At 67.1% G+C, this 18,105-nt stretch carries 17 protein-coding genes; 5 read left to right on the plus strand and 12 right to left on the minus strand.

Annotated elements, in window-relative coordinates; translation table 11 throughout:
* Nucleotides 1–3 precede the first annotated feature (3 nt).
* From AB3147_RS08545 to phoU, 3 genes are all read left to right on the plus strand, one after another.
* Nucleotides 4–1,668: an isovaleryl-CoA dehydrogenase gene (locus AB3147_RS08545; protein ID WP_367351715.1), complete on the plus strand. Its 1,665-nt coding sequence runs from the start codon at nt 4–6 to the stop codon at nt 1,666–1,668.
* 39 nt (nt 1,669–1,707) lie between these two features.
* Nucleotides 1,708–2,388, plus strand: a complete 681-nt coding sequence (rpiA, locus tag AB3147_RS08550) for a ribose-5-phosphate isomerase RpiA (protein WP_175138742.1) — start codon at nt 1,708–1,710, stop codon at nt 2,386–2,388.
* A 163-nt stretch (nt 2,389–2,551) separates the two neighbouring features.
* Complete coding sequence (gene phoU, locus AB3147_RS08555; protein WP_175138741.1) at nt 2,552–3,280, plus strand: phosphate signaling complex protein PhoU; 729 nt, start codon at nt 2,552–2,554, stop codon at nt 3,278–3,280.
* Nucleotides 3,281–3,301: 21 nt separating this feature from the next.
* Here the strand turns inward: phoU and AB3147_RS08560 are convergent, their stop codons facing one another.
* From AB3147_RS08560 to AB3147_RS08615, 12 genes are all read right to left on the minus strand, one after another.
* Nucleotides 3,302–5,254, minus strand: a complete 1,953-nt coding sequence (locus tag AB3147_RS08560) for a phosphocholine-specific phospholipase C (protein WP_367351716.1) — start codon at nt 5,252–5,254, stop codon at nt 3,302–3,304.
* 145 nt (nt 5,255–5,399) lie between these two features.
* Nucleotides 5,400–5,672, minus strand: a complete 273-nt coding sequence (locus AB3147_RS08565; protein WP_105238082.1) for an oxidative damage protection protein — start codon at nt 5,670–5,672, stop codon at nt 5,400–5,402.
* Nucleotides 5,673–5,776: 104 nt separating this feature from the next.
* On the minus strand, nt 5,777–7,135 hold the full coding sequence (gene argA, locus AB3147_RS08570; RefSeq protein ID WP_175125729.1) for an amino-acid N-acetyltransferase: 1,359 nt from the start codon (nt 7,133–7,135) through the stop codon (nt 5,777–5,779).
* 224 nt (nt 7,136–7,359) lie between these two features.
* Complete coding sequence (locus AB3147_RS08575; RefSeq protein ID WP_062838418.1) at nt 7,360–8,034, minus strand: amino acid ABC transporter permease; 675 nt, start codon at nt 8,032–8,034, stop codon at nt 7,360–7,362.
* 101 nt (nt 8,035–8,135) lie between these two features.
* Nucleotides 8,136–8,813, minus strand: coding sequence for an amino acid ABC transporter permease (locus tag AB3147_RS08580; RefSeq protein WP_367351717.1), 678 nt, complete (start codon nt 8,811–8,813; stop codon nt 8,136–8,138).
* A gap of 20 nt (nt 8,814–8,833) precedes the next feature.
* Nucleotides 8,834–9,580 carry an amino acid ABC transporter ATP-binding protein gene (locus AB3147_RS08585; protein ID WP_367351718.1) on the minus strand — a complete coding sequence of 249 codons (747 nt, stop codon included), beginning with the start codon at nt 9,578–9,580 and terminating at the stop codon, nt 8,834–8,836.
* Nucleotides 9,581–9,653: 73 nt separating this feature from the next.
* The gene (locus tag AB3147_RS08590) at nt 9,654–10,508 is read right to left on the minus strand and encodes a transporter substrate-binding domain-containing protein (RefSeq protein WP_279975642.1); all 855 of its coding nucleotides are present in this window, start codon (nt 10,506–10,508) and stop codon (nt 9,654–9,656) included.
* A gap of 10 nt (nt 10,509–10,518) precedes the next feature.
* On the minus strand, nt 10,519–11,466 hold the full coding sequence (locus AB3147_RS08595) for an N-carbamoyl-D-amino-acid hydrolase (RefSeq protein WP_367351719.1): 948 nt from the start codon (nt 11,464–11,466) through the stop codon (nt 10,519–10,521).
* Between the two features lie 22 nt (nt 11,467–11,488).
* On the minus strand, nt 11,489–12,967 hold the full coding sequence (gene hydA / locus AB3147_RS08600; RefSeq protein WP_367351720.1) for a dihydropyrimidinase: 1,479 nt from the start codon (nt 12,965–12,967) through the stop codon (nt 11,489–11,491).
* Nucleotides 12,968–12,995: 28 nt separating this feature from the next.
* On the minus strand, nt 12,996–13,775 hold the full coding sequence (locus tag AB3147_RS08605; RefSeq protein WP_367351721.1) for an SDR family oxidoreductase: 780 nt from the start codon (nt 13,773–13,775) through the stop codon (nt 12,996–12,998).
* Nucleotides 13,776–13,788: 13 nt separating this feature from the next.
* Nucleotides 13,789–14,715, minus strand: a complete 927-nt coding sequence (locus tag AB3147_RS08610; RefSeq protein WP_367351722.1) for a dihydrodipicolinate synthase family protein — start codon at nt 14,713–14,715, stop codon at nt 13,789–13,791.
* Between the two features lie 120 nt (nt 14,716–14,835).
* Nucleotides 14,836–15,777, minus strand: a complete 942-nt coding sequence (locus tag AB3147_RS08615; protein ID WP_175125722.1) for a LysR substrate-binding domain-containing protein — start codon at nt 15,775–15,777, stop codon at nt 14,836–14,838.
* A 174-nt stretch (nt 15,778–15,951) separates the two neighbouring features.
* On the opposite strand from AB3147_RS08615, the gene AB3147_RS08620 reads away from it, so the two are divergent.
* Together AB3147_RS08620 and AB3147_RS08625 are read left to right on the plus strand one after the other, a co-directional pair.
* On the plus strand, nt 15,952–16,632 hold the full coding sequence (locus AB3147_RS08620; protein WP_367351723.1) for an aspartate/glutamate racemase family protein: 681 nt from the start codon (nt 15,952–15,954) through the stop codon (nt 16,630–16,632).
* A 7-nt stretch (nt 16,633–16,639) separates the two neighbouring features.
* Nucleotides 16,640–18,049, plus strand: a complete 1,410-nt coding sequence (locus tag AB3147_RS08625) for an FAD-binding oxidoreductase (protein WP_367351724.1) — start codon at nt 16,640–16,642, stop codon at nt 18,047–18,049.
* The last annotated feature ends 56 nt before the right edge of the window (nt 18,050–18,105 follow it).

Raw genomic sequence — 18,105 nt, forward strand, 5'->3', positions numbered from 1 at the left:
TCCATGTCATCGTTCGCGACGCATACCGTGTTCAACCAGGTGCCGCCCCTGGAAGACTATTCCCTGTACGACACCGATCCGGCGCTGCGCGAGGCCGTGCGCCGCGAGGGCGCCGAAGCGTGGGCGGGCGACCTCGCCGCGCATGGCGCCTGGCTGGGCCGCGCGCAGACGCTGGCCGCGGGCGCCGAGGCCAACCGCTGTCCGCCACGCCTGGTCAGTTACGACCGCGCCGGCCATCGGGTGGACCGCATCGACTTTCACCCCGCCTGGAACGTGCTGATGAGCGGCATCATGGCGCGCGGCCTGCATAGCCGCGCGTGGATGCAGCCCGCGCCGGGCGCGCAGGTGGCGCGCGCCGCCGCCTACTTGATGCAAGGCCAGGTCGAGGCCGGCACGCTCTGTCCCACCACCATGACTTTTGCCGCTGTTCCGCTCTTGCAACGCGAGCCTGCCGGCGTCGTGGACTTTGCGGGCCAGTGGCTGCCTGCGCTCTACGCGCGGGATTTCGATGGCAGCGATGCGCCGCTCACCGCCAAGCGCAGCGCGCTGATCGGCATGGGCATGACCGAAAAGCAGGGCGGCTCCGACCTGCGCGCCGTTACCACCCGTGCCTCGCCGCTGGGCGCGCCGGGGCGCGGCAGCGCCTATCAGCTGGTCGGACACAAATGGTTCTTTTCGGTGCCGCAGGCCGACGCCCATCTGGTGCTGGCGCAGACCGATGAGGGGCTGAGCTGCTTTTTCGTTCCCCGCTGGATACCGGATGGCCCGCGCAATGCCGTGCGCGTGCGGCGTTTGAAGGACAAACTGGGCAACTGGAGCAACGCCAGTTCGGAAGTCGAATTCGAAGACGCCTGGGGCGTGATGGTCGGCGAACCCGGCCGCGGCCTGACCGTGCTGCTGGAAATGGCGGGCACCACGCGGCTCGATTGCGTGCTGGGCAGCGCGGCGCTGCTGCGCCAGGCGCTGGCGCAATCGGCGCATCATGCGCAGCATCGTCAGGCCTTTGGCAAACCGCTGATCGAACAGCCGCTGATGCGCAACGTGCTGGCCGACCTGGCGCTCGAAAGCGAAGCGGCCATGGTGCTGGCACTGCGTCTGGCGCGGGCTGTTGACGAACGCAGCGACGCGGCCGCGCGCGCGCTGGTGCGTGTCGGCACGCCGGCCGCCAAGCTGGGGGTCTGCAAGCGCGCGGTCGCCGCTGTGGCCGAGTGCATGGAGGTCTGGGGGGGCAACGGCTACGTCGAAGAAGGGCCGATGCCGCGCCTGTACCGGGAAACGCCCGTCAATTCCATCTGGGAAGGTTCGGGCAACGTCATGGCGCTGGACGTGCTGCGGGCGCTGCAGCGCGAGCCTGACGCGCTGCCGGCGCTGGACGCGGAATTCGCCCGCGCCGCCGGCCAGCACCGGGAGTTTGACGCGGCGCTGGCGCGTTGGCGCGCGCTGCTGGCCGATGGTGAGCAGGCGCCATTCCAGGCGCGTCGCATCGCCGCCGGCCTGGCGCGCCTGTGGCAGGCCGCCTTGCTCATCGAGCACGCGCCCGGCGCGGTGGCGCAGGCCTTCGTCGGCAGCCGCCTGCAGGAAGCGTCGGGCATCTTTGGCGAATTGGCCCCCGGCGTCGACACGCAGGCCATCCTGTCGCGCGCCTGGCCCGCCATCGCCGCGTGCTAAATTTCCCGGCTCAAGCAACTTTTCCGCACTTCTACCGCCATGCTCTCCCAGCAAGAACTCAAGCAGCAAGCCGCCGACGCGGCCCTGGAATTCGTCGAACAGGTCGCCGGCCCTGACGTCATCATCGGCGTGGGCACCGGTTCCACCGCCGACCTGTTCATCGATGGCCTGGCGCGATTCAAGGGCCGCATCGGCGGAACGGTCGCCAGCTCCGAGCGCAGCGCGGCGCGCCTGGCCGGCCACGGCCTGAAGGTGCTGGATCTGAACGACGTGTCCACGATGCCCATCTACGTGGACGGCGCCGACGAGATCAACGCCGATCTGCACATGATCAAGGGCGGCGGCGGCGCGCTCACGCGCGAGAAGATTGTGGCCTCGGTAGCCGAGCGCTTCATCTGCATCGCCGACGAATCCAAGCTGGTCCAGACGATGGGCAAGTTCCCGCTGCCGCTCGAAGTCATCCCCATGGCGCGAGAATCCGTGGCCCGCGCACTGACCGCGCTGGGCGGCCAGCCCCGCCTGCGCGAGGGCTTCGTCACCGACAACGGCAACATCATCCTGGACGTGTCGGGTCTTTCCATCACTGACGCGCCCGCGTTCGAGGCCATCGTCAACAACCTGCCGGGCGTCGTGACCTGCGGCCTGTTCGCGCTGTCCGGCGCCGACGTGGCGCTGCTGGCCACCCAGAACGGCATCCGCCGCCTGGACCGCCGCGCCTGAGTCCGGTTGTGATGCGGGTCCGCCGCTCCGTCTTGCGGGGCGCGAGGCCCGCATTCATAATCCTGTCACACTTGGGTCATAACCTTGCGGGTTGTGCAGGCCCATCTCGTAACCTCTCTACTTTCGGGGCAATGCAATGAGATCAACCACGCAGGGAGCCCGGATGACGGAGCATACAAACAAGCAGTTCGACGCCGATCTGGAAAGCGTCCGTTCGCAGTTCTTGCAAATGGGCGGCGTGGTGGAAGCCATGATCCAGGAAGCGATCGACGCGCTGGCCAGCGGCGACATGTCGCTGGTTGAAAAGGTTCGCGAGCGGGAAAAGGAAGTCAACCGCCACGAAGTCGAGATCGACGAAAGCATCAGCCGCATCCTGGCCCGGCACCAGCCCACCGCCATCGATCTGCGCATGCTGATGGCCGTGTCCAAGATGCTGACCGACATGGAACGTTCCGGCGACGAAGCCGAAAAGGTCGCCACCGTCGCCCGTCGCGTCCACGAAGGCGAACTGCGCCACATTCCGGTGATCGAACTGCGCCACATGGCCGCCAACGTGCGCAACATGCTGCACCAGGCGCTGGACGCGTTTGCCCGCCTCGACCCCATCCAGGCCGCCGCCGTCGTGCGCAGCGACAAGGAAGTCGACAAGGAATGGAAGGGCGCGCTGCGTCATCTGATCACGTACATGATCGAAGATCCGCGCACGATCTCACGCGCCATCGACATGATCTTCATCGCCCGCGCGCTTGAGCGCATCGGCGATCATGCCAAGAACATGTCCGAACGCGTGATCTACATGGTCAAGGGCGCCGACGTGCGCCACACCGGCGTGAAGAACACCGAGCGCCTGGCGCGCGGTGAAGAAGAAACCGAGGACACCTCGGAGCAGTAAACAGAAAGACCGGCTGCCGCTTCACAGCGGCAGCGCCGCTCCCTGGCACAGCCGGGGATCCGGCACCCCCGGCTTGCCCGCGTCGATGCGGCCCGCCAGCCGGCGTCCAAAGGCCGGCATCGCCGGCGCACCCACTTCCAGGTCGTACCAGCCCTCGCAGCCGGCGTATTTAAGCTCGACCGCGCCGCCCGCGGGCACGTGGGCCATCGCGCGCCAGCCATCGTTCATGCGCGACTCCACCCTGACCGGCTGCGGCATGTCGCCGTGGTTCACGAGCCGCAGGCGCAGGCCCGAGGTCACGGGCACCAACTGCGCTTCAAGCGTGCCCGCATCCTGCGCATCGCCGCGGAACGCCCGGTGAAAGCCATCCGGTCCCAACAGCCAGAGATCGTACGCGCCACCCGCGGCCAGCCTCCATCCGTCATCCAGACGCGCGCCCGCGCCCACCGTGTAGCGCCGGGGCGGATGCGCCAGCGCAAGGCGGTCGTAGACATGCAGCACGGCGCCCGCGCCGCCCGGGTTGCGCAGCGTCAGGCGGTAATGCTGGCCGTCGGCCGTGATCTTGCCCACGGCTTCCAGCACATAGGGCAGAGGACATGCGTGGCGGTGGCTGTCGGGGTGATGCGAACATCTGTCGCCGGCAAAATCGAAGGCCGTCGTCAGGTCGCCCGCCACTGCGCGGCGCCAGGGGCTGATGTTGGGTTCGGCCACGCCAAAGCGCGTTTCCAGGAATCGGATGACCGACGTGTGGTCGAACACCTGCGAATTGACCCAGCCGCCGCGGCTCCAGGGCGAGACCACCAGCATCGGCACGCGCGGGCCCAGGCCGAAGGCGCGTCCGTACAACCCGGCCGGATCGTCGGCCGTGGACGCGCTGGGACCACGGCGCGCGTCGTGGTATTCGCCGTCCAGTTCCACGGTGGACAGGCCGCCCGACTCGCCGTCCGGGTGGCGCGCCGGCGGGGCGGGCGGGGGCACGTGGTCGAAGAAGCAATCGTTTTCGTCGTAGGTGACGAACAGGACGCAACGGCTCCATGTGTCGGGATGCGCCGTCAGAATGTCCAGCACGCGCTCGGTGTAGGCGCCGCCCTGGCGAGGGGACGAGACCTCGGGATGTTCCGAATCCGCCGTGGGCGCAATGATCCACGACACGGCCGGCAGCGTGCCGTCCGCGACATCGCGCGCCAGATCGTCCAGCGTGCGCGTGGCCAGCGCGCGGTCGCGCAGCGGGGTGTTGCCCATGTTGCCCGCATGCTGTCGTCGGTACTGCTGAAAGCCCGCGAGCGGATTGTCGTTGTAGTTGTCCGCCATGTCCTGGTAGATGCACCAGGTCACGTCGGCGTCCTGCAGACGCTCGGGGTATGTGGTCCAGGAATAGCCTTCACCCGCCGGACCCAGCCGGTCGTAGGTGTTGACCAGCGCGGGGCCGCCGGCCGCGCCCTGCGGGTCGTTGGTGCCGGTCCACAGGAACAGCCGGTTGGGGTTGGTGCCGGCCTGGACCGAGCAGTGATAGGCATCGCACAACGTGAAGGCATTGGCCAGCGCGGTCTGAAACGGCACGTCGGCGCTGCGGTAGGCGCCCATGCCCAGCCGGCTCTTGGCGGACAGCCACTGATCCATGCGGCCGTCGTTCCAGGCGCGCTGCGAATCGTTCCAGGTGTGCGGCGTGATGTAGCCGACCGGCTTGTCGCTGGCGACCTCTGTCTGCAAATCGTAGGGGCGGCAATGCGCGTTGCCATCGGTCTGCGTCAGCACCGTGCCCGCGCGCGTGGGCACGGGATGCGGATCGGCGAATCCGCGCACGCCGGGCAGCGTGCCGAAGTAATGGTCGAAGGACCGGTTCTCCTGCATCAGGATCACGACATGCCGCACATCCTGCAGCGTGCCGGTCTTGCGGTCGGGTTCGATCGCCAACGCGCGCGCAATGACAGGGGACGGGTCCGGGTGGAGGGGCGGGCGCGATTCTTCTTTCATGACAGCTTTAATACGGTCTGCAACCTTGAATCTTAAGGCCTTCGCCTGCACGCTGGCGGCGCGTATCGGCGCGCCGCAAAAACAAAGCCCCTCGCGTGCGAGGGGCTTTGCCGTGCCGCATGCCCGAAGGCGCGGCGGGGGCGGATCAGGCCGAGGGCGGAACGTAGCCGTCGGCTTCGACGCTGCCGTCTTCGAACAGGAAACGCTCCATCTGCTGCTGCAGGTATTTGCGTGCGCGGGCGTCGGCCAGGTTCAGGCGGTTTTCGTTCACCAGGCGGGTCTGCACGCCTTTCCAGTCTTCCCAGGCTTCCTTCGAAATGCTCTGCCAGATGCGGGTGCCGACTTCGCCGGGGTAGGGCGGGTAGTCCAGCCCTTCGGCTTCACGTTTCAGTTTCACACAGTTGACGATACGGGCCATGGTTCGCTGCCGGAAAAATGAATAACGCCACATTTTAGCGGGCTTGGCGTGCGTCGGGCGCCAAGCCCCTCTTGCTTACCGCGGAATCGCGCCGCAGGCCGGTGTCAGAGCTTCTTGATGAACACCAGGCTGTTGCGGGAGCGGTTGTAGTTGTTCTGCTTTTCGCGGGGCAGGTCGGTGATGCCGCCCTGCACGAAACCGCGCTTCATGAACCAGTGCGAGGTACGCGTGGTCAGCACGAACAGCCGTTTGGCGCCCAGCGCGCGGGCGCGCGATTCCATGTGGCGCAGCAGGATCTCGCCTTCGCCGGAGCCTTGCCACTCGGGATGCACGATCAGGCAGGCCATTTCGGCCATCTGCTCGTCGTGGAAGTCATGCAGCGCCGCGCAGCCGTAGATGACGCCGTCGTGCTCCAGCACAGTGAAGTTTTCGACGTCGCGCTCGACCACGCTGCGCGGACGCGGCACCAGCGTGCCGTCGGCTTCCAGCGGCTCGATGAGGCTGAGGATGGCGCCCACGTCGTCGATGGTGGCGGGGCGCAGGTCATCCAGCGTGTCCTCGACCACCATGGTGCCCACGCCGTCGTGGGTGAAGATCTCGAGCAGCACGCTGCCGTCCAGCTCGAACGGCAGCAGGTGGGCGCGGGCCACGCCGCGCTTGACCGCGAGCGAGGCGTACTGCAGGAAGGAATGGGTCTCTTCGTCCAGCTCGCCGCCCGCCAGCAGCGCGTCAGCATCCACGCGCGCCAGTTCGGTGTCCAGCGTGCCATCGTCGTTCAGCACGCCCTGCGAGCTGGACAGGAAGATCAGCTTTTCGGCGCGCAGGCCCACGGCCACGCTGGTGGCCAGGTCTTCCATCGCCAGATTGAAGGCGTCGCCGGTGGGCGAGAACCCCAGCGGCGACAGCAGCACGACCGACGAGCCTTTCTCGATGGCGAACTTCAGCGCCTCGATGTCGATCTTGCGCACCTGGCCGGTGTGCTTGTAATCCACACCATCCAGCACGCCCGTGGGACGCGCGGTGACGAAATTGCCGGAGATCACGCGGATGTGCGCGTGCGACATGGGCGTGTTGGGCAGCCCCTGGCTGAAAGCGGCTTCGATGTCCAGGCGGATCTCGCCGGCGGCTTCCTTGGCGCACTCCAGCGCGGCGGCGTCGGTAGGGGACAGGCCCCGGTCAAACTGCTGCGTGTAGCCCTTCAGGCGCAGTTGCTCGTTGACCTGGGGCCGCGAGCCGTGCACCAGCACCAGCCGGATGCCCAGCGAGGACAGCAGGGACAGATCCTGGACCAGGGCGTTCAACGCGCCCGCCTGCACGAGTTCCCCGCCAAACGCCACCACGAAGGTCTTGCCTCGGAACGCGTGCACGTAGGGGGCCACGTCTCGGAACCATCGCACAAACTGCGCGGCGGCGAATTCAGGGGCTTCAAGGGCGGAGACGGTGTCTGGTTCCAGGTCGGGCATGGTGTGAGTTGCTTAACAATCCTATGGGTCGCGGGACGGCGCAGGCCGGCAGGCCGTGCGGAGAGCGCCGCCCTCAGGGGGCGGCGCTACGCGGAATTATAGGGCGCGCGCTGGCCCGGTCCGCGCGGTGCGCAGCACGCATTGTTGCGGGCGCCCCACAGGAAGTTCCAGGGGCGAGCCGGGCCGCCGCGCTGGCCGCCGCGCTGGCCGCCGCGCTCAAAGGGTCAATGCCGGGAAAGCTGCCGGTGTTCCAGCCGGCTTAGCAGCCGCACCACCGGCCACAGCAGCGCCAGGTAGAACAGCGCCGCCAGCACGATGGGCGACGGGTTGTAGACCAGCGACTGGGCGTCGCGCGCCACCCGCAGTAGTTCCGGCAGCGCCACGGCGCTGGCCAGTGTGGTCAGCTTGACCACTTCGAGCGTGTTGCTGATGAGATCCGGCATGACGTTGCGCGTGGCCTGCGGAATCTGCACGTGCCACATCGTCTGCCAGGCGGACAGGCCGGTTGAGCGCGCCGCCTCGATCTGCCCGCGCGGCACGCTTTCCAGCCCGGCACGGAAGACCTCGCCGTAATAGGACGAATTGTTCAACATGAAGCCCACGGCCACCGCCAGCAGCTTGGGCAGGTCCAGGCCCAGGAACGGCGCCCCGAAGTAAATGAAGATCAGCAGCACCAGCGGCGGCAATGCGCGGAAGAAGTCGATGTAGATGGCCAGCAGCACGCGCGACCAGCGGGCTTTCAGCGTGACGGACAGCACGCCGATGAGCAGTCCCGAGGCCAGTCCCACCGGGATCACCATGGCCGACAGCATCAGCGTGCGCCCCAGCCCCTGCAAGAGGTACGGCGCGACGCTGACATAGATGTTCAGATTGAAGAAATTCTGCAGGATTTCGTCCATGCGGTTCCCCTGGGGCCCGTTCGGGGCTCCCTTGTTGTGCCGGGCGGGTGTGATCGGCCTTGCTTCCCGCCCGATAGATATTCGTAAAGATGCGTCCGGGGTCAGTGTTTCCACTTGAAGCGCGTTTCGGTCCAGCGCCCCAGAATCACGACCGGCAAAAAGATCAGCAGGCACGCCACCGCAGCCAAGGTCAGCGGCGTGGCGTTGCCCGCGTTGCTGCTGGCCGATTGGGCGTTGTTGAGCACTTCGCTCAAACCCACGACCGAACCCAGCGCGGTGCTCTTCGTAATGGCGATGACCCGGTTGGTCAGCGGCGCGACCGTCAGCCGCATCGCCTGCGGCATCACGACATACACCATGCTCTGCAGCCAGTTCAGCCCGGTGGAGCGCGCCGCCTCGGCCTGGCCGCGCGGCACGGACAGAATGCCTGCCCAGAAGATTTCCTCGGCGAACGCGGCCAATACCAGCGACAGCGACAGCCAACACGCCATGAACGCCGACATCGACAGGTTGATGTACGGGAATGCGAAGAACAACACCATGATCACCACCAGCGGCGGCAGCGCGCGCAGGATGTCGGCAAAGCAGATGATCAGGAAGTTCACCGGCCGGATACGCAGCGCACGCACCACGGCTAGCACCAGGCCAAACGCCACGCCGGTCGCGGCAACCGCCACGCCCAATTGCAGCGTGACCCACATGCCGGCCAGGATGTCGGGCAGGTAGCGCCAGGCGACCTCAGCGTTGAAAAACGAGAACAGCAGGGCATTCAGATCCATGGAGCGCTCTTCAAACCGCCTTACGCGGCATGTTCCGCCATGCTGGCCAGAAAGGCCTGGGTGCGGGGTTGTCGGGGGGCGCCAAAGACGTCCTGCGGCGGGCCTTGCTCGACGATCACCCCGCCGTCCATGAACACCACCCGGTCGGCCGCCGCGCGGGCAAAGCCCATTTCGTGGCTGACCACCATCATCGTCATGCCGTCGCGCTTCAGTTCTCGCATCACGTTCAGCACGCTGCCCACCAGCTCCGGATCCAGCGCGCTGGTCGGCTCGTCGAACAGCACCACTTTGGGCCGCAGCGCCAGCGACCGCGCGATCCCCACTCGCTGCTGCTGGCCGCCGGACAACTGGTCGGGATAGGCGCTCGCCTTGTCGGCCAGTCCCACACGATCCAGCGCCTCCAAGCCGCGGAGGTCGGCTTCGGCGCGCGCCAGTTTCTGCACCTTGCGCAGCGCCAGCGTGATGTTCGACAGCACGGACATGTGGCGGTACAGGTTGAAGTGCTGGAACACCATGCCGATGTTCTGGCGGATGCGGTTCAACTCGGCCGACGGGGCGGTGATCTCCTCGCCGTCGACGTGGATGCTGCCGGCGGTCGGCTCCTCCAGCCGGTTGCAGCAGCGCAGGAGGCTGCTCTTGCCCGAGCCGGAAGGGCCGATCATGAAGACCAGCTCGCCGCGGCTCACGGCCAGGTCGATTCCCTTGAGGACCGCGTTGTCGCCGTAGGACTTGTGCAGCCCGGCGATTTTCAGGATCGGCGTTTCCATCGAAAGCTCCTCAATGCGCGGGCAGGGGCCGCGTGGCGGCTCCTTACCCAGTCGTTGGCGGTGCGTCGGAAAATCAGCTGCAGCGCAGCTCGACCGGCTGGGCGTCGTAGCCCGGCAGATCCGGGACGCCCTGACCCGGCGTCACGGTGGCCGCCGCCGAACCGGCTGCGGGCGTGAAGCCGAACCACTTCTGCGCCAGCTTGGAGACCGTGCCGTCCTGCTTCAGGCACTTGAGCGCCATGGACACGCGGTCGCGGCCCGCCTTGTCGTCCAGCCGGAACGCCAGCGCCCAGACCAGGCCCGTCTTGATCGTGTAGCTGGTGCGCACGGCCGGATTCTGCTTGGCGGCCCAGGCCGCCACGGTGTTGCCCGCCAGGTTGGCGTCCGCGCGGCCGGCCTGCACTGCCTGCACCGCGTCGGCGTTGGAGGCGTACACGTCATAGGTGAAGCCGTACTTGGCTGCGTTGTCGCGCGCCCAGTTCTCGTAGGCCGACCCCTTGTTGACCGCCAGCTTCCTGCCCTTAAGATCATCCAGGCCCTTGATGTCCTTGCCGTTCTTGCCGATCACGAAGGTGTAGTCGGTGTTGAGGTACCCCTCGGAAAACAGCAGGGCGCGGGCGCGTTCCTCGGTGGCCGTGGTGGGCGCCAGCACGAAGTCGTATTTCTTGGCGTTCAGGCCCGGGATCAGCGCGGCGTACTCGGTGCCTTCGATCTTGATGGTGGTGCCCAGCTGCTTGGCGATGGCTTGGCCCAGTTCGATGTTGAAGCCGTCCAACCCGCCGCCTAGCTTGGGCATGGCGTGGGGGGCAAACGTGGCGTCCACGCCGGTCGTCAGCGGCTGGGCGGCCGCGGCCAGGCTGGCGCCGGCCAGGCACAGCGTGAGGCCGCAACGGCCGGCAAAAGTCAGGGTGCGGAGAAGGCGGGTCATGACAGGTCCTTTAGGGAAGAGGCGTCTTGCCCAGGGCGGGACCGGCCCCCACGCGCTCGAGAATCAAGCCGTAGTGTTCCGGACGCCGGTGGGCGGCGAAGTTGAAGATGTGCTGCTTGAAGGTGTCTCCCAGCGCCAGATCGGCCTGGCAGAAAATCACCTCGTCCTCCTCCCCCTGCGCCTGCGCCACGATCTCGCCCGTGGGCGCGACGATGGCCGATCCGGCGATCAGGTGGCTGCCGTCCTCGTTGCCGGCCTTGCCTGCGGCGGCCACCCAGACCGCGTTCTGGTACGCGGCCGCCTGCAGGCTGAGCAGGTGGTGGAACATGCGCAAATGGACCGGTTCGTTCCAGTGGATGTTCAATGACGGCGTGTTGTATCCCAGCGCCACGATCTCGGCGCCCTGCAGCGCCAGCACGCGCCAGGTCTCCGTCCAGCGGCGGTCGTTGCACAGGCACATGCCGATGCGCGTGCCCAGCGTTTCCCAGACGTTGAAGCCGTCGTTGCCGACTTCAAAGAACTTCTTTTCCAGGTGCTGAAACGGCGCCTCGGGCTTGTGGTCGCTGTGGCCCGGAAGATGGATCTTGCGGTAGCGCCCGACGATGCGCGCGTTGCCGTCGACCAGGATGCTGGTGTTGAAGCGCCGGCCGTCCGAGGCGATCTCGGCGTAGCCCAGGTAAAAGCCGATGCCCAGCTCGCGCGCGGTGTCGAACAGCACGCGGGTCTCGGGGCCGGGCATTTCCTTTTCGAAGTAGCGCGCCATCGCTTCTTCTTCCGTCATCCAGTAACGGGGAAAGAAGGTGGTCAGCGCCAATTCCGGAAACACCACCAGGCGCGCGCCGCGTCCATGCGCCTCCCGCATCATCGCGAGCAGGCGCGCCACCGCCTGCCGGCGCGTCTCCTGCGGTTGCACCGGACCCATCTGCGCGACCGCCAGGCCGAAGGGACGTTTGCTCATGCTGTGATCCTTTCGCAATGACTCAGGCGGCGCTATCGGCCGAAAAATACTTGCGCACCAGCGCGTTGGGATTGCCGGTCAGGCGCTGGCGCAATACGGGCTCGGGCGTGCCGCGCTTGATGAAGCGGCCGCTGCCGCGTTCGACATGCAGCTGGCCGTTCTCAATAGCGATGCGGCCGCGGCTGATGACCACCTCGGGCCAGCCGCGCACCGTTCGGCCCTCGTAGGGCGTGTAGCCGACGTTGTCGTGCAGCATGGACGTGGAGATCGTGACCTCCCGTTCCGGATTCCAGATCGCGATGTCGGCGTCCGCGCCCACCGCGATAGTTCCCTTCTGCGGGTACAGGCCATACGTGCGGGCATGATTGGCGGCGGTCAGCGCGACGAAGCGTTCAATCGAAATGCGTCCGCCCAGCACGCCTTCGGAGAAGAGCAGCGGCATGCGCACTTCCAGTCCCGGCACGCCGTTGGCCACGTCCTTGAACGTGGTGGCGTCGCCCTTGGGCAGCTTGCCGCTGGCGTCGAAGCGGTAGGGCGCGTGGTCGGAGGAGTAGATCTGCAGGGTGCCGTCGATCAGGCCCTGCCAGACGGCTTCCTGCGAGGCCGCATCGCGCGGGGGCGGGCTGCAGCAGAACTTGGCGCCTTCCAGGCCGGGCGCGTCGATGTCATCGGCCGTCAGGAATAGGTACTGCGGACAGCTTTCAGCGTGAATCGGCAGCCCCAGCGCTTGCGACGAATGCACTACGCGCACTGCTTCCAGCCCCGCGACGTGAACGATCAGGATGGGCACGTCCATCATGCGGGCCAGCGTCACGGCACGATTCGTTGCCTCGCTTTCGGCCAGCGGCGTGTGCGCCACGGCGTGGTACTTCGGCGCCGTCATGCCGCGTTCGGCCAGGCGGCGGGCCACCCAGCGGATCATGTCGTTGTTTTCGGCATGCACCATCACCAGCGCGCCTTCACGGTCGGCGACCTCCAGCACGTCCAGCAACTGGTAATCGTCCAACTTCAGGCGGTCGTACGTCATGAACACCTTGAAGGACGTGATGCCGTTCTTGATGAGTTCGGGCAGGTCGTGCTTGAGCGCCTGTTCCGTGGGATCGGACAGGATCAGATGAAAGCCGTAGTCGATGACCGCCTTCTCTTCGGCGCGGCGGGCGTAGTCGGCCACCACTTCCGGCAACGCGTTGCCGCGGTGCTGGGCGGCGAGCGGAATGATGGTGGTGGTGCCGCCGAATGCGGCCGAGACGGTCGCGCTGTAGAAGTCATCGGCGCACATGATGCCCATGCCCGACAGCTGCTCGACGTGGCAGTGGCTGTCGATGCCGCCCGGCAGCACCCACCGCCCCGCGGCGTCGATGTCCCGGGCGCCCGGCGGCAGGCCCTGTCCCAGTGCGACGATCACGCCGTCGCGCACGCCGATGTCGGCGTGGAAAGTGTCGGTGGCGGTGCTGATGCGGCCGTTGCGGATCGTCAGGTCAAATGCTGCGGTATCGGTCATGGGTAAGGGGTTCCGCGCAAGTAATGGGTCAGAGCGTCCCGGGATAGATGCCGCCGTCCAGCACCAGGTTTTGGCCTGTCATGTAGCCGGCGCGCGCGCCGCACAGGAAGGCGCAGGCGTCGCCGAATTCGGCGGGGTCGCCATAGCGTCCGGCAGGAATGCCCGCCAGCCGGGCGGCCAGCACGTCGTCCACCGTCTTGCCGCTGTCGCGCGCACCGCGTTCGGCGGTCTGGCGCAGGCGATCCGTCAGGAACGGGCCGGGCAGCAGGTTGTTGATCGTGACGCCATGTCGTACCGTCTGACGCGCCAGTCCCGCCACAAAGCCGGTCAGCCCGGCCCGCGCGCCGTTGGACAGGCCCAGGATGTCGATCGGCATCTTCACGGCGGCGGACGTGATGTTGACGATGCGGCCAAAGCGGCGCGCGATCATGCCGTCCACCGTGGCGCGGATCAACGCGATGGGCGTCAGCATGTTGGCGTCCAGCGCGGCAATCCAGTCTTCGCGCGACCACTCGCGAAAGTCCCCGGGCTTGGGCCCGCCCGCATTGGTGACCAGGATGTCGGGTTCGGGGCAGGCCGCCAGCAGCGCCTGCCTGCCGGCCTCGGTGGTGACGTCTGCGGCCACGGTGACGACCGATGCGCCGGTCTCGCGGCGGATCGCGTCCGCCGCAGCGTCCAGCGTGGTTGCCGTCCGCGCGGCCATCACCAGATTCACGCCTTCGCGCGCCAGGGATAGCGCAGAGGCGTAGCCCAGGCCCTTGCTCGACGCGCACACCAGCGCGTGCTTGCCCTTGATGCCGAGATCCATGCGTTTGCTCCTTTCAATCCTGCACGGGTTGGCGGCCGGCGGCGGTGAGCGACAGCCCGACGCGCGCAACGGTGGCTTCCAGCTCGGCGGCGGTCACCGGATCGATCCGCATCCCGGGCGCGCGCAGTGCGTGGCTCTTGATGGCGCCGCGGCGCTGATAGACGTACTTGCGCAACGCCAGCCCGATCTTGGGCTGGAACTCGTAGCGGATCAGCGGGCAGTAGCGATCGAAGATCGCGGCAGCCCCGGCGTGGTCGCCGCTGGCGTAGCGTTCGTAGATGGCGACCAGGATCTCCGGGAACGCAAAGCCGGTCATCGTGCCGACCGCGCCGCGCTGCAGCTCTTCCAGGAAGTACACGCCGCCCAAGCCGCCGAAGATGGCCATGTCGGCGTCGGGCACAAGTTCGCGGATGCGGCTGATCTTCTGCCCCACCGGCGGCTCTTCCATCTTGATCATGTGCACGCCGCCTTCGCGGCCCAGTCGCGCCACCACCTCGGGGCGGATCTCGGTGCCGAAGGAATCCGGAAAGTCGTGGATCACGACCGGAATCTTCACGGCGTCGGCCACGGCCTTGTAGTAGTCGAACAGCAGGGCATCGCCGGCGTTGTCCAGGGGCGCCGCGAACACGGCCGATGCGCCCAGCTCCTGCGCTTCGCGGGCCTGCTCGATGGCGCCGGCGATGCCATGGGCTCGCACGCCAACCCACACCGGCACGCGGCCGTTCGTGTGCTTGACGAAGGTGTCCAGCACCAGCCGGCGCTCGTCGTTGGACAGCTTGTGCAACTCGCCCAGAAAGCCCAGGATGGCCAGCCCGGTCACGCCGGTTTCAAGCAGGAAGTCGACCAGCGTGCGGATGCTGTCGGCATCGACCCGCAGGGCGTCGTCAAAGGGCGTGGGGCAAATGGTGAAGACGCCTTTGGCGTCGATGGAGGCTGCCATCTTTTCTCCGTCAGGATGCGTGAAAACCGAAATCGGAAGCGACGTTTCGATGTCATCCTAAAGCGGAAGTTTTAGAACTCCACTTGCTTTTTTATTGCCTTGGTATAACAGCCAGTTAAGTCAAGGTTTACCCTTGGCAGGGTTTGCCTGGACGTTTGCGGACAGCTCGAAACCCTGTTCGCAGAGCGTGTGGCGCAGCACGTCGACAAAGGCCTGCGCAAGCTGCGACAGCGGTTCGAAGCGCGACTGCACCAGGCTTGCCGTCAGGATTTTTGCTTGGTCGATCGGGCGCACCACAAAGTCGCCTTGCGTGCGGCTCTTGACGGAGAATTCATCGACGATGGCGATGCCCGCACCGGCCTGCACCAGCGAGCACGCGTTCTGCGGCGAACTCACTTCCACCGCCAGCCGGCGGGCCTGTCCGGCCTCGTGGTACATCTGCTCGACCAGCATGCCGAACGGCGTGTCGCCGCCGTACGAAATCAGCGGGTAGGGCAACAGGTCGCCGATGGATAGCAGCGAGCGATGGGCAAGCGGATGGTTGTACGGGCAGATGCAGACCAGCCGTGCCTGGCCGATCGGCTGGGTCAGCAGATTCGGGTGCTGCACGGGCAGGATCACCACGCCCAGTTCGGCGCGGTTGTCGAGCAGCATCTGCGTCAGGGGCTGCTGCGTCAGCGGCTGAAAGGTGACCTTGACGTCGGGGTGCGTTTCGCGAAAGCGGGAGATGGTCAGGGGCACGAGCATGTGGCCGATGCTGGGGCTGGACACCAGATGCAGGATGCCGCTGCGGCGCTCGGACAATTCCGAAGCCAGTTCTTCCACGCGCCGCACGCCGGCATAGACCGTTTCCACTTCGCGAAAGAGCTGCCGGGATTCGGGCGTGGGATACAGCCGGCCCTTGATGCGCTCGAACAGCGCGAAGCCCAGCCGCTGTTCCGTGTGCGACAGCAACCGGCTGACCGCAGGTTGCGACACGAACAGCAGCTTGGCCGCCCCGCTGATCGAACCCGTGGTCATCACCGCCCGGAAAACTTCGATTTGCCGCAGATTCAGTTGCATGGCGCACCCGCTCCGAATTGACGCGACGAGCATAACAAAGGGTTAAGGGCAGCGCACAAATTGACAATACATGCTCAGGCCGCCCGCAGATAGACTGGCGCCGTACCTTGCCCCCGCCCGCGCCAGCGTGGCCCGGGCCCCGCCACCACCAGGACGGACGACCAGGACGGACGAATGGAACAGACCCTGTTTGTGATCAATCCCAATTCCACGCAAGCCGTGACGAACGCATTCGACGCGGCGCTGGAGCCGCTGCGCATGGCCGGCGGTCCGCGCATCCAATGCCTGACGCTGGCCGAAGGACCTGCGGGCGTCCAGACGCAGCTCGACGTCGAAAGCGTGACGTTGCCGCTCGCCGCGCTGGTGCGCAAGCTCGATGCGGAGCACGGCGCGGCCGCCGCAGGCTACGTCATCGCCTGCTTCAGCGATCCTGGCCTGCACGCGGTGCGCGAAACCACGCGCAAGCCCGTGCTGGGCATCAGCGAATGCGGCATGCTGACCGCGCTGACGCTGGGCCAGCGCGTCGGTGTGATTGCGATCCTGCGCCAATCGCTGCCGCGCCACGGACGCATGTTCGGCGCGATCGGCCTGTCGGGCCGCGTGGCGGCCGAGCTGCCGCTGGATCTGGGCGTGGTCGAACTGTCGGACGAGGCGCGTACCCGCGAGCGCCTTTTGCACGTGGGCGCGCGGTTGCGCGACGAGCATCAGGCCGACGTGCTGGTGCTGGGCTGCGCCGGCATGGCCGCGTATCGCGGCTGGCTGCAGGCCGAGCTGGGCCTGCCCGTCGTCGAGCCGACACAGGCTGCCGCGGCGATGGCGATCGGCCGCATCCGGCTGAACTGGCACGGCGCCTGAGGCCACCATGCGCAACCACGAACTGATCGAACGGCTGTCGCATCTGGTCGGCGACAACGGGCTGGTGCTGGACGCCGAGGGGCAGGGGCCCTACGTGCGCGACTGGCTGGGCAAGTGGCAGGGCAGCACGCCAGTGGTGGTGCGGCCACGCAACGCCACCGAGGTGTCGGCCGTCATGCGTCTATGCCATCAGACGCGCACGCCGGTGGTGCCGCAGGGCGGCAATACCGGAATGAGCGGGGGCGCCACGCCCGACGGCAGCGGCGCGCAGGTGATCCTGAGCTTGAACCGTATGAAACGCATCCGCGAGGTCGATCCGGTCAACAACACGCTGTGTGCGGACGCAGGCGTGCTGCTGGCCGACGTGCAGGCTGCCGCGCGCGAGGTCGGGCGGTTTTTCCCGCTGAGTCTGGGCGCGGAGGGCAGCTGCACCATCGGCGGCAATCTGGCCACCAATGCCGGCGGCACCGCGGTGCTGCGCTACGGCAACACGCGCGACCTGGCGCTGGGGCTGGAGGTGGTGCTGCCCGACGGCCGCGTCTGGAATGGCCTGCGCGGCCTGCGCAAGGACAACACCGGCTACGACCTCAAGAGTCTCTTCATCGGCTCGGAGGGCACGCTGGGCATCATCACCGGCGCGGTGCTCAAGCTGTACCCTGCGCCGGCGGGCCGCGTGGCGGCGTGGGTGGGGGCGGATACGCCCGCGCAAATCGTGGCGTTATTGAGCCGCATGCAGGGCGTCTGCGGCGAACGGCTGACCGCGTTCGAAATGATGTCGGCGCATTGCCTGGATCTGGTGGTGGCGCACGTCAGCGGCGCGGCCAGTCCGCTGGCCGCCCGCCATGCCTATCACGCGCTCCTGGAACTGTCGGACACCGAGCCCGCCGGCCTGCCCTCCTTGCTGGAAGCGGCGCTCGGCGCGGCGCTCGAGGACGGCGTCATCCAGGACTGCGTCGTCGCAATGAACGACACGCAGGTCCAGACGCTGTGGCGGCTGCGAGAAGGCATCTCGCAGGCGCAGGTGCGCGCGGGCAAGGCGGTCAAGCACGACATCGCGCTGCCCATCTCGCGCCTGGCCGCATTCGTCGAGGAAGCGGATCTGGCGCTGGTGTCGGATTTTCCGGGACTGCCCATCATCAACTTTGGCCACATCGGCGACGGCAACCTGCACTACAACGTGCTGCTGCCGCCGGACGTGGCGCCCGCCGAGTACGCTAGGCTGACCGCGGCGCTGAACCGCCGCGTGCACGACCTGGTGGCGCAGCGCGGCGGCAGCATCAGCGCCGAACACGGCGTGGGGCAATTGCGGCGCGACGAGCTGCGCCGCTACAAGTCGCCGGTTGAAATGGACCTGATGCTGATGATCAAGCGGGCGCTAGATCCCAATCAGCTCATGAATCCCGGCAAGCTGCTGTAGGAGCCCCGCGCGCGGGCAGCCAGGGGCCGCGCGCGCGAAGTCCGCCAGAAATTTAT

The sequence above is a fragment of the Achromobacter animicus genome (assembly GCF_040775605.1).
In the GTDB taxonomy this organism is placed as follows: Bacteria; Pseudomonadota; Gammaproteobacteria; order Burkholderiales; family Burkholderiaceae_B; genus Achromobacter; species Achromobacter animicus.

Excerpts from the sequence above, each read along its gene's own strand:
- AB3147_RS08575 (WP_062838418.1), bottom strand. The coding sequence starts at position 8,034 with ATGGACGAAATCCTGCAGAATTTCTTCAATCTGAACATCTATGTCAGC.
- hydA (WP_367351720.1), bottom strand. The coding sequence starts at position 12,967 with ATGACCGATACCGCAGCATTTGACCTGACGATCCGCAACGGCCGCATC.
- AB3147_RS08590 (WP_279975642.1), bottom strand. The coding sequence starts at position 10,508 with ATGACCCGCCTTCTCCGCACCCTGACTTTTGCCGGCCGTTGCGGCCTC.
- AB3147_RS08565 (WP_105238082.1), bottom strand. The coding sequence starts at position 5,672 with ATGGCCCGTATCGTCAACTGTGTGAAACTGAAACGTGAAGCCGAAGGG.
- AB3147_RS08620 (WP_367351723.1), top strand. The coding sequence starts at position 15,952 with ATGGAACAGACCCTGTTTGTGATCAATCCCAATTCCACGCAAGCCGTG.
- AB3147_RS08610 (WP_367351722.1), bottom strand. The coding sequence starts at position 14,715 with ATGGCAGCCTCCATCGACGCCAAAGGCGTCTTCACCATTTGCCCCACG.
- AB3147_RS08545 (WP_367351715.1), top strand. The coding sequence starts at position 4 with ATGTCATCGTTCGCGACGCATACCGTGTTCAACCAGGTGCCGCCCCTG.
- rpiA (WP_175138742.1), top strand. The coding sequence starts at position 1,708 with ATGCTCTCCCAGCAAGAACTCAAGCAGCAAGCCGCCGACGCGGCCCTG.
- AB3147_RS08605 (WP_367351721.1), bottom strand. The coding sequence starts at position 13,775 with ATGGATCTCGGCATCAAGGGCAAGCACGCGCTGGTGTGCGCGTCGAGC.
- AB3147_RS08595 (WP_367351719.1), bottom strand. The coding sequence starts at position 11,466 with ATGAGCAAACGTCCCTTCGGCCTGGCGGTCGCGCAGATGGGTCCGGTG.
- AB3147_RS08615 (WP_175125722.1), bottom strand. The coding sequence starts at position 15,777 with ATGCAACTGAATCTGCGGCAAATCGAAGTTTTCCGGGCGGTGATGACC.
- argA (WP_175125729.1), bottom strand. The coding sequence starts at position 7,135 with ATGCCCGACCTGGAACCAGACACCGTCTCCGCCCTTGAAGCCCCTGAA.
- AB3147_RS08560 (WP_367351716.1), bottom strand. The coding sequence starts at position 5,254 with ATGAAAGAAGAATCGCGCCCGCCCCTCCACCCGGACCCGTCCCCTGTC.
- phoU (WP_175138741.1), top strand. The coding sequence starts at position 2,552 with ATGACGGAGCATACAAACAAGCAGTTCGACGCCGATCTGGAAAGCGTC.
- AB3147_RS08625 (WP_367351724.1), top strand. The coding sequence starts at position 16,640 with ATGCGCAACCACGAACTGATCGAACGGCTGTCGCATCTGGTCGGCGAC.
- AB3147_RS08585 (WP_367351718.1), bottom strand. The coding sequence starts at position 9,580 with ATGGAAACGCCGATCCTGAAAATCGCCGGGCTGCACAAGTCCTACGGC.
- AB3147_RS08580 (WP_367351717.1), bottom strand. The coding sequence starts at position 8,813 with ATGGATCTGAATGCCCTGCTGTTCTCGTTTTTCAACGCTGAGGTCGCC.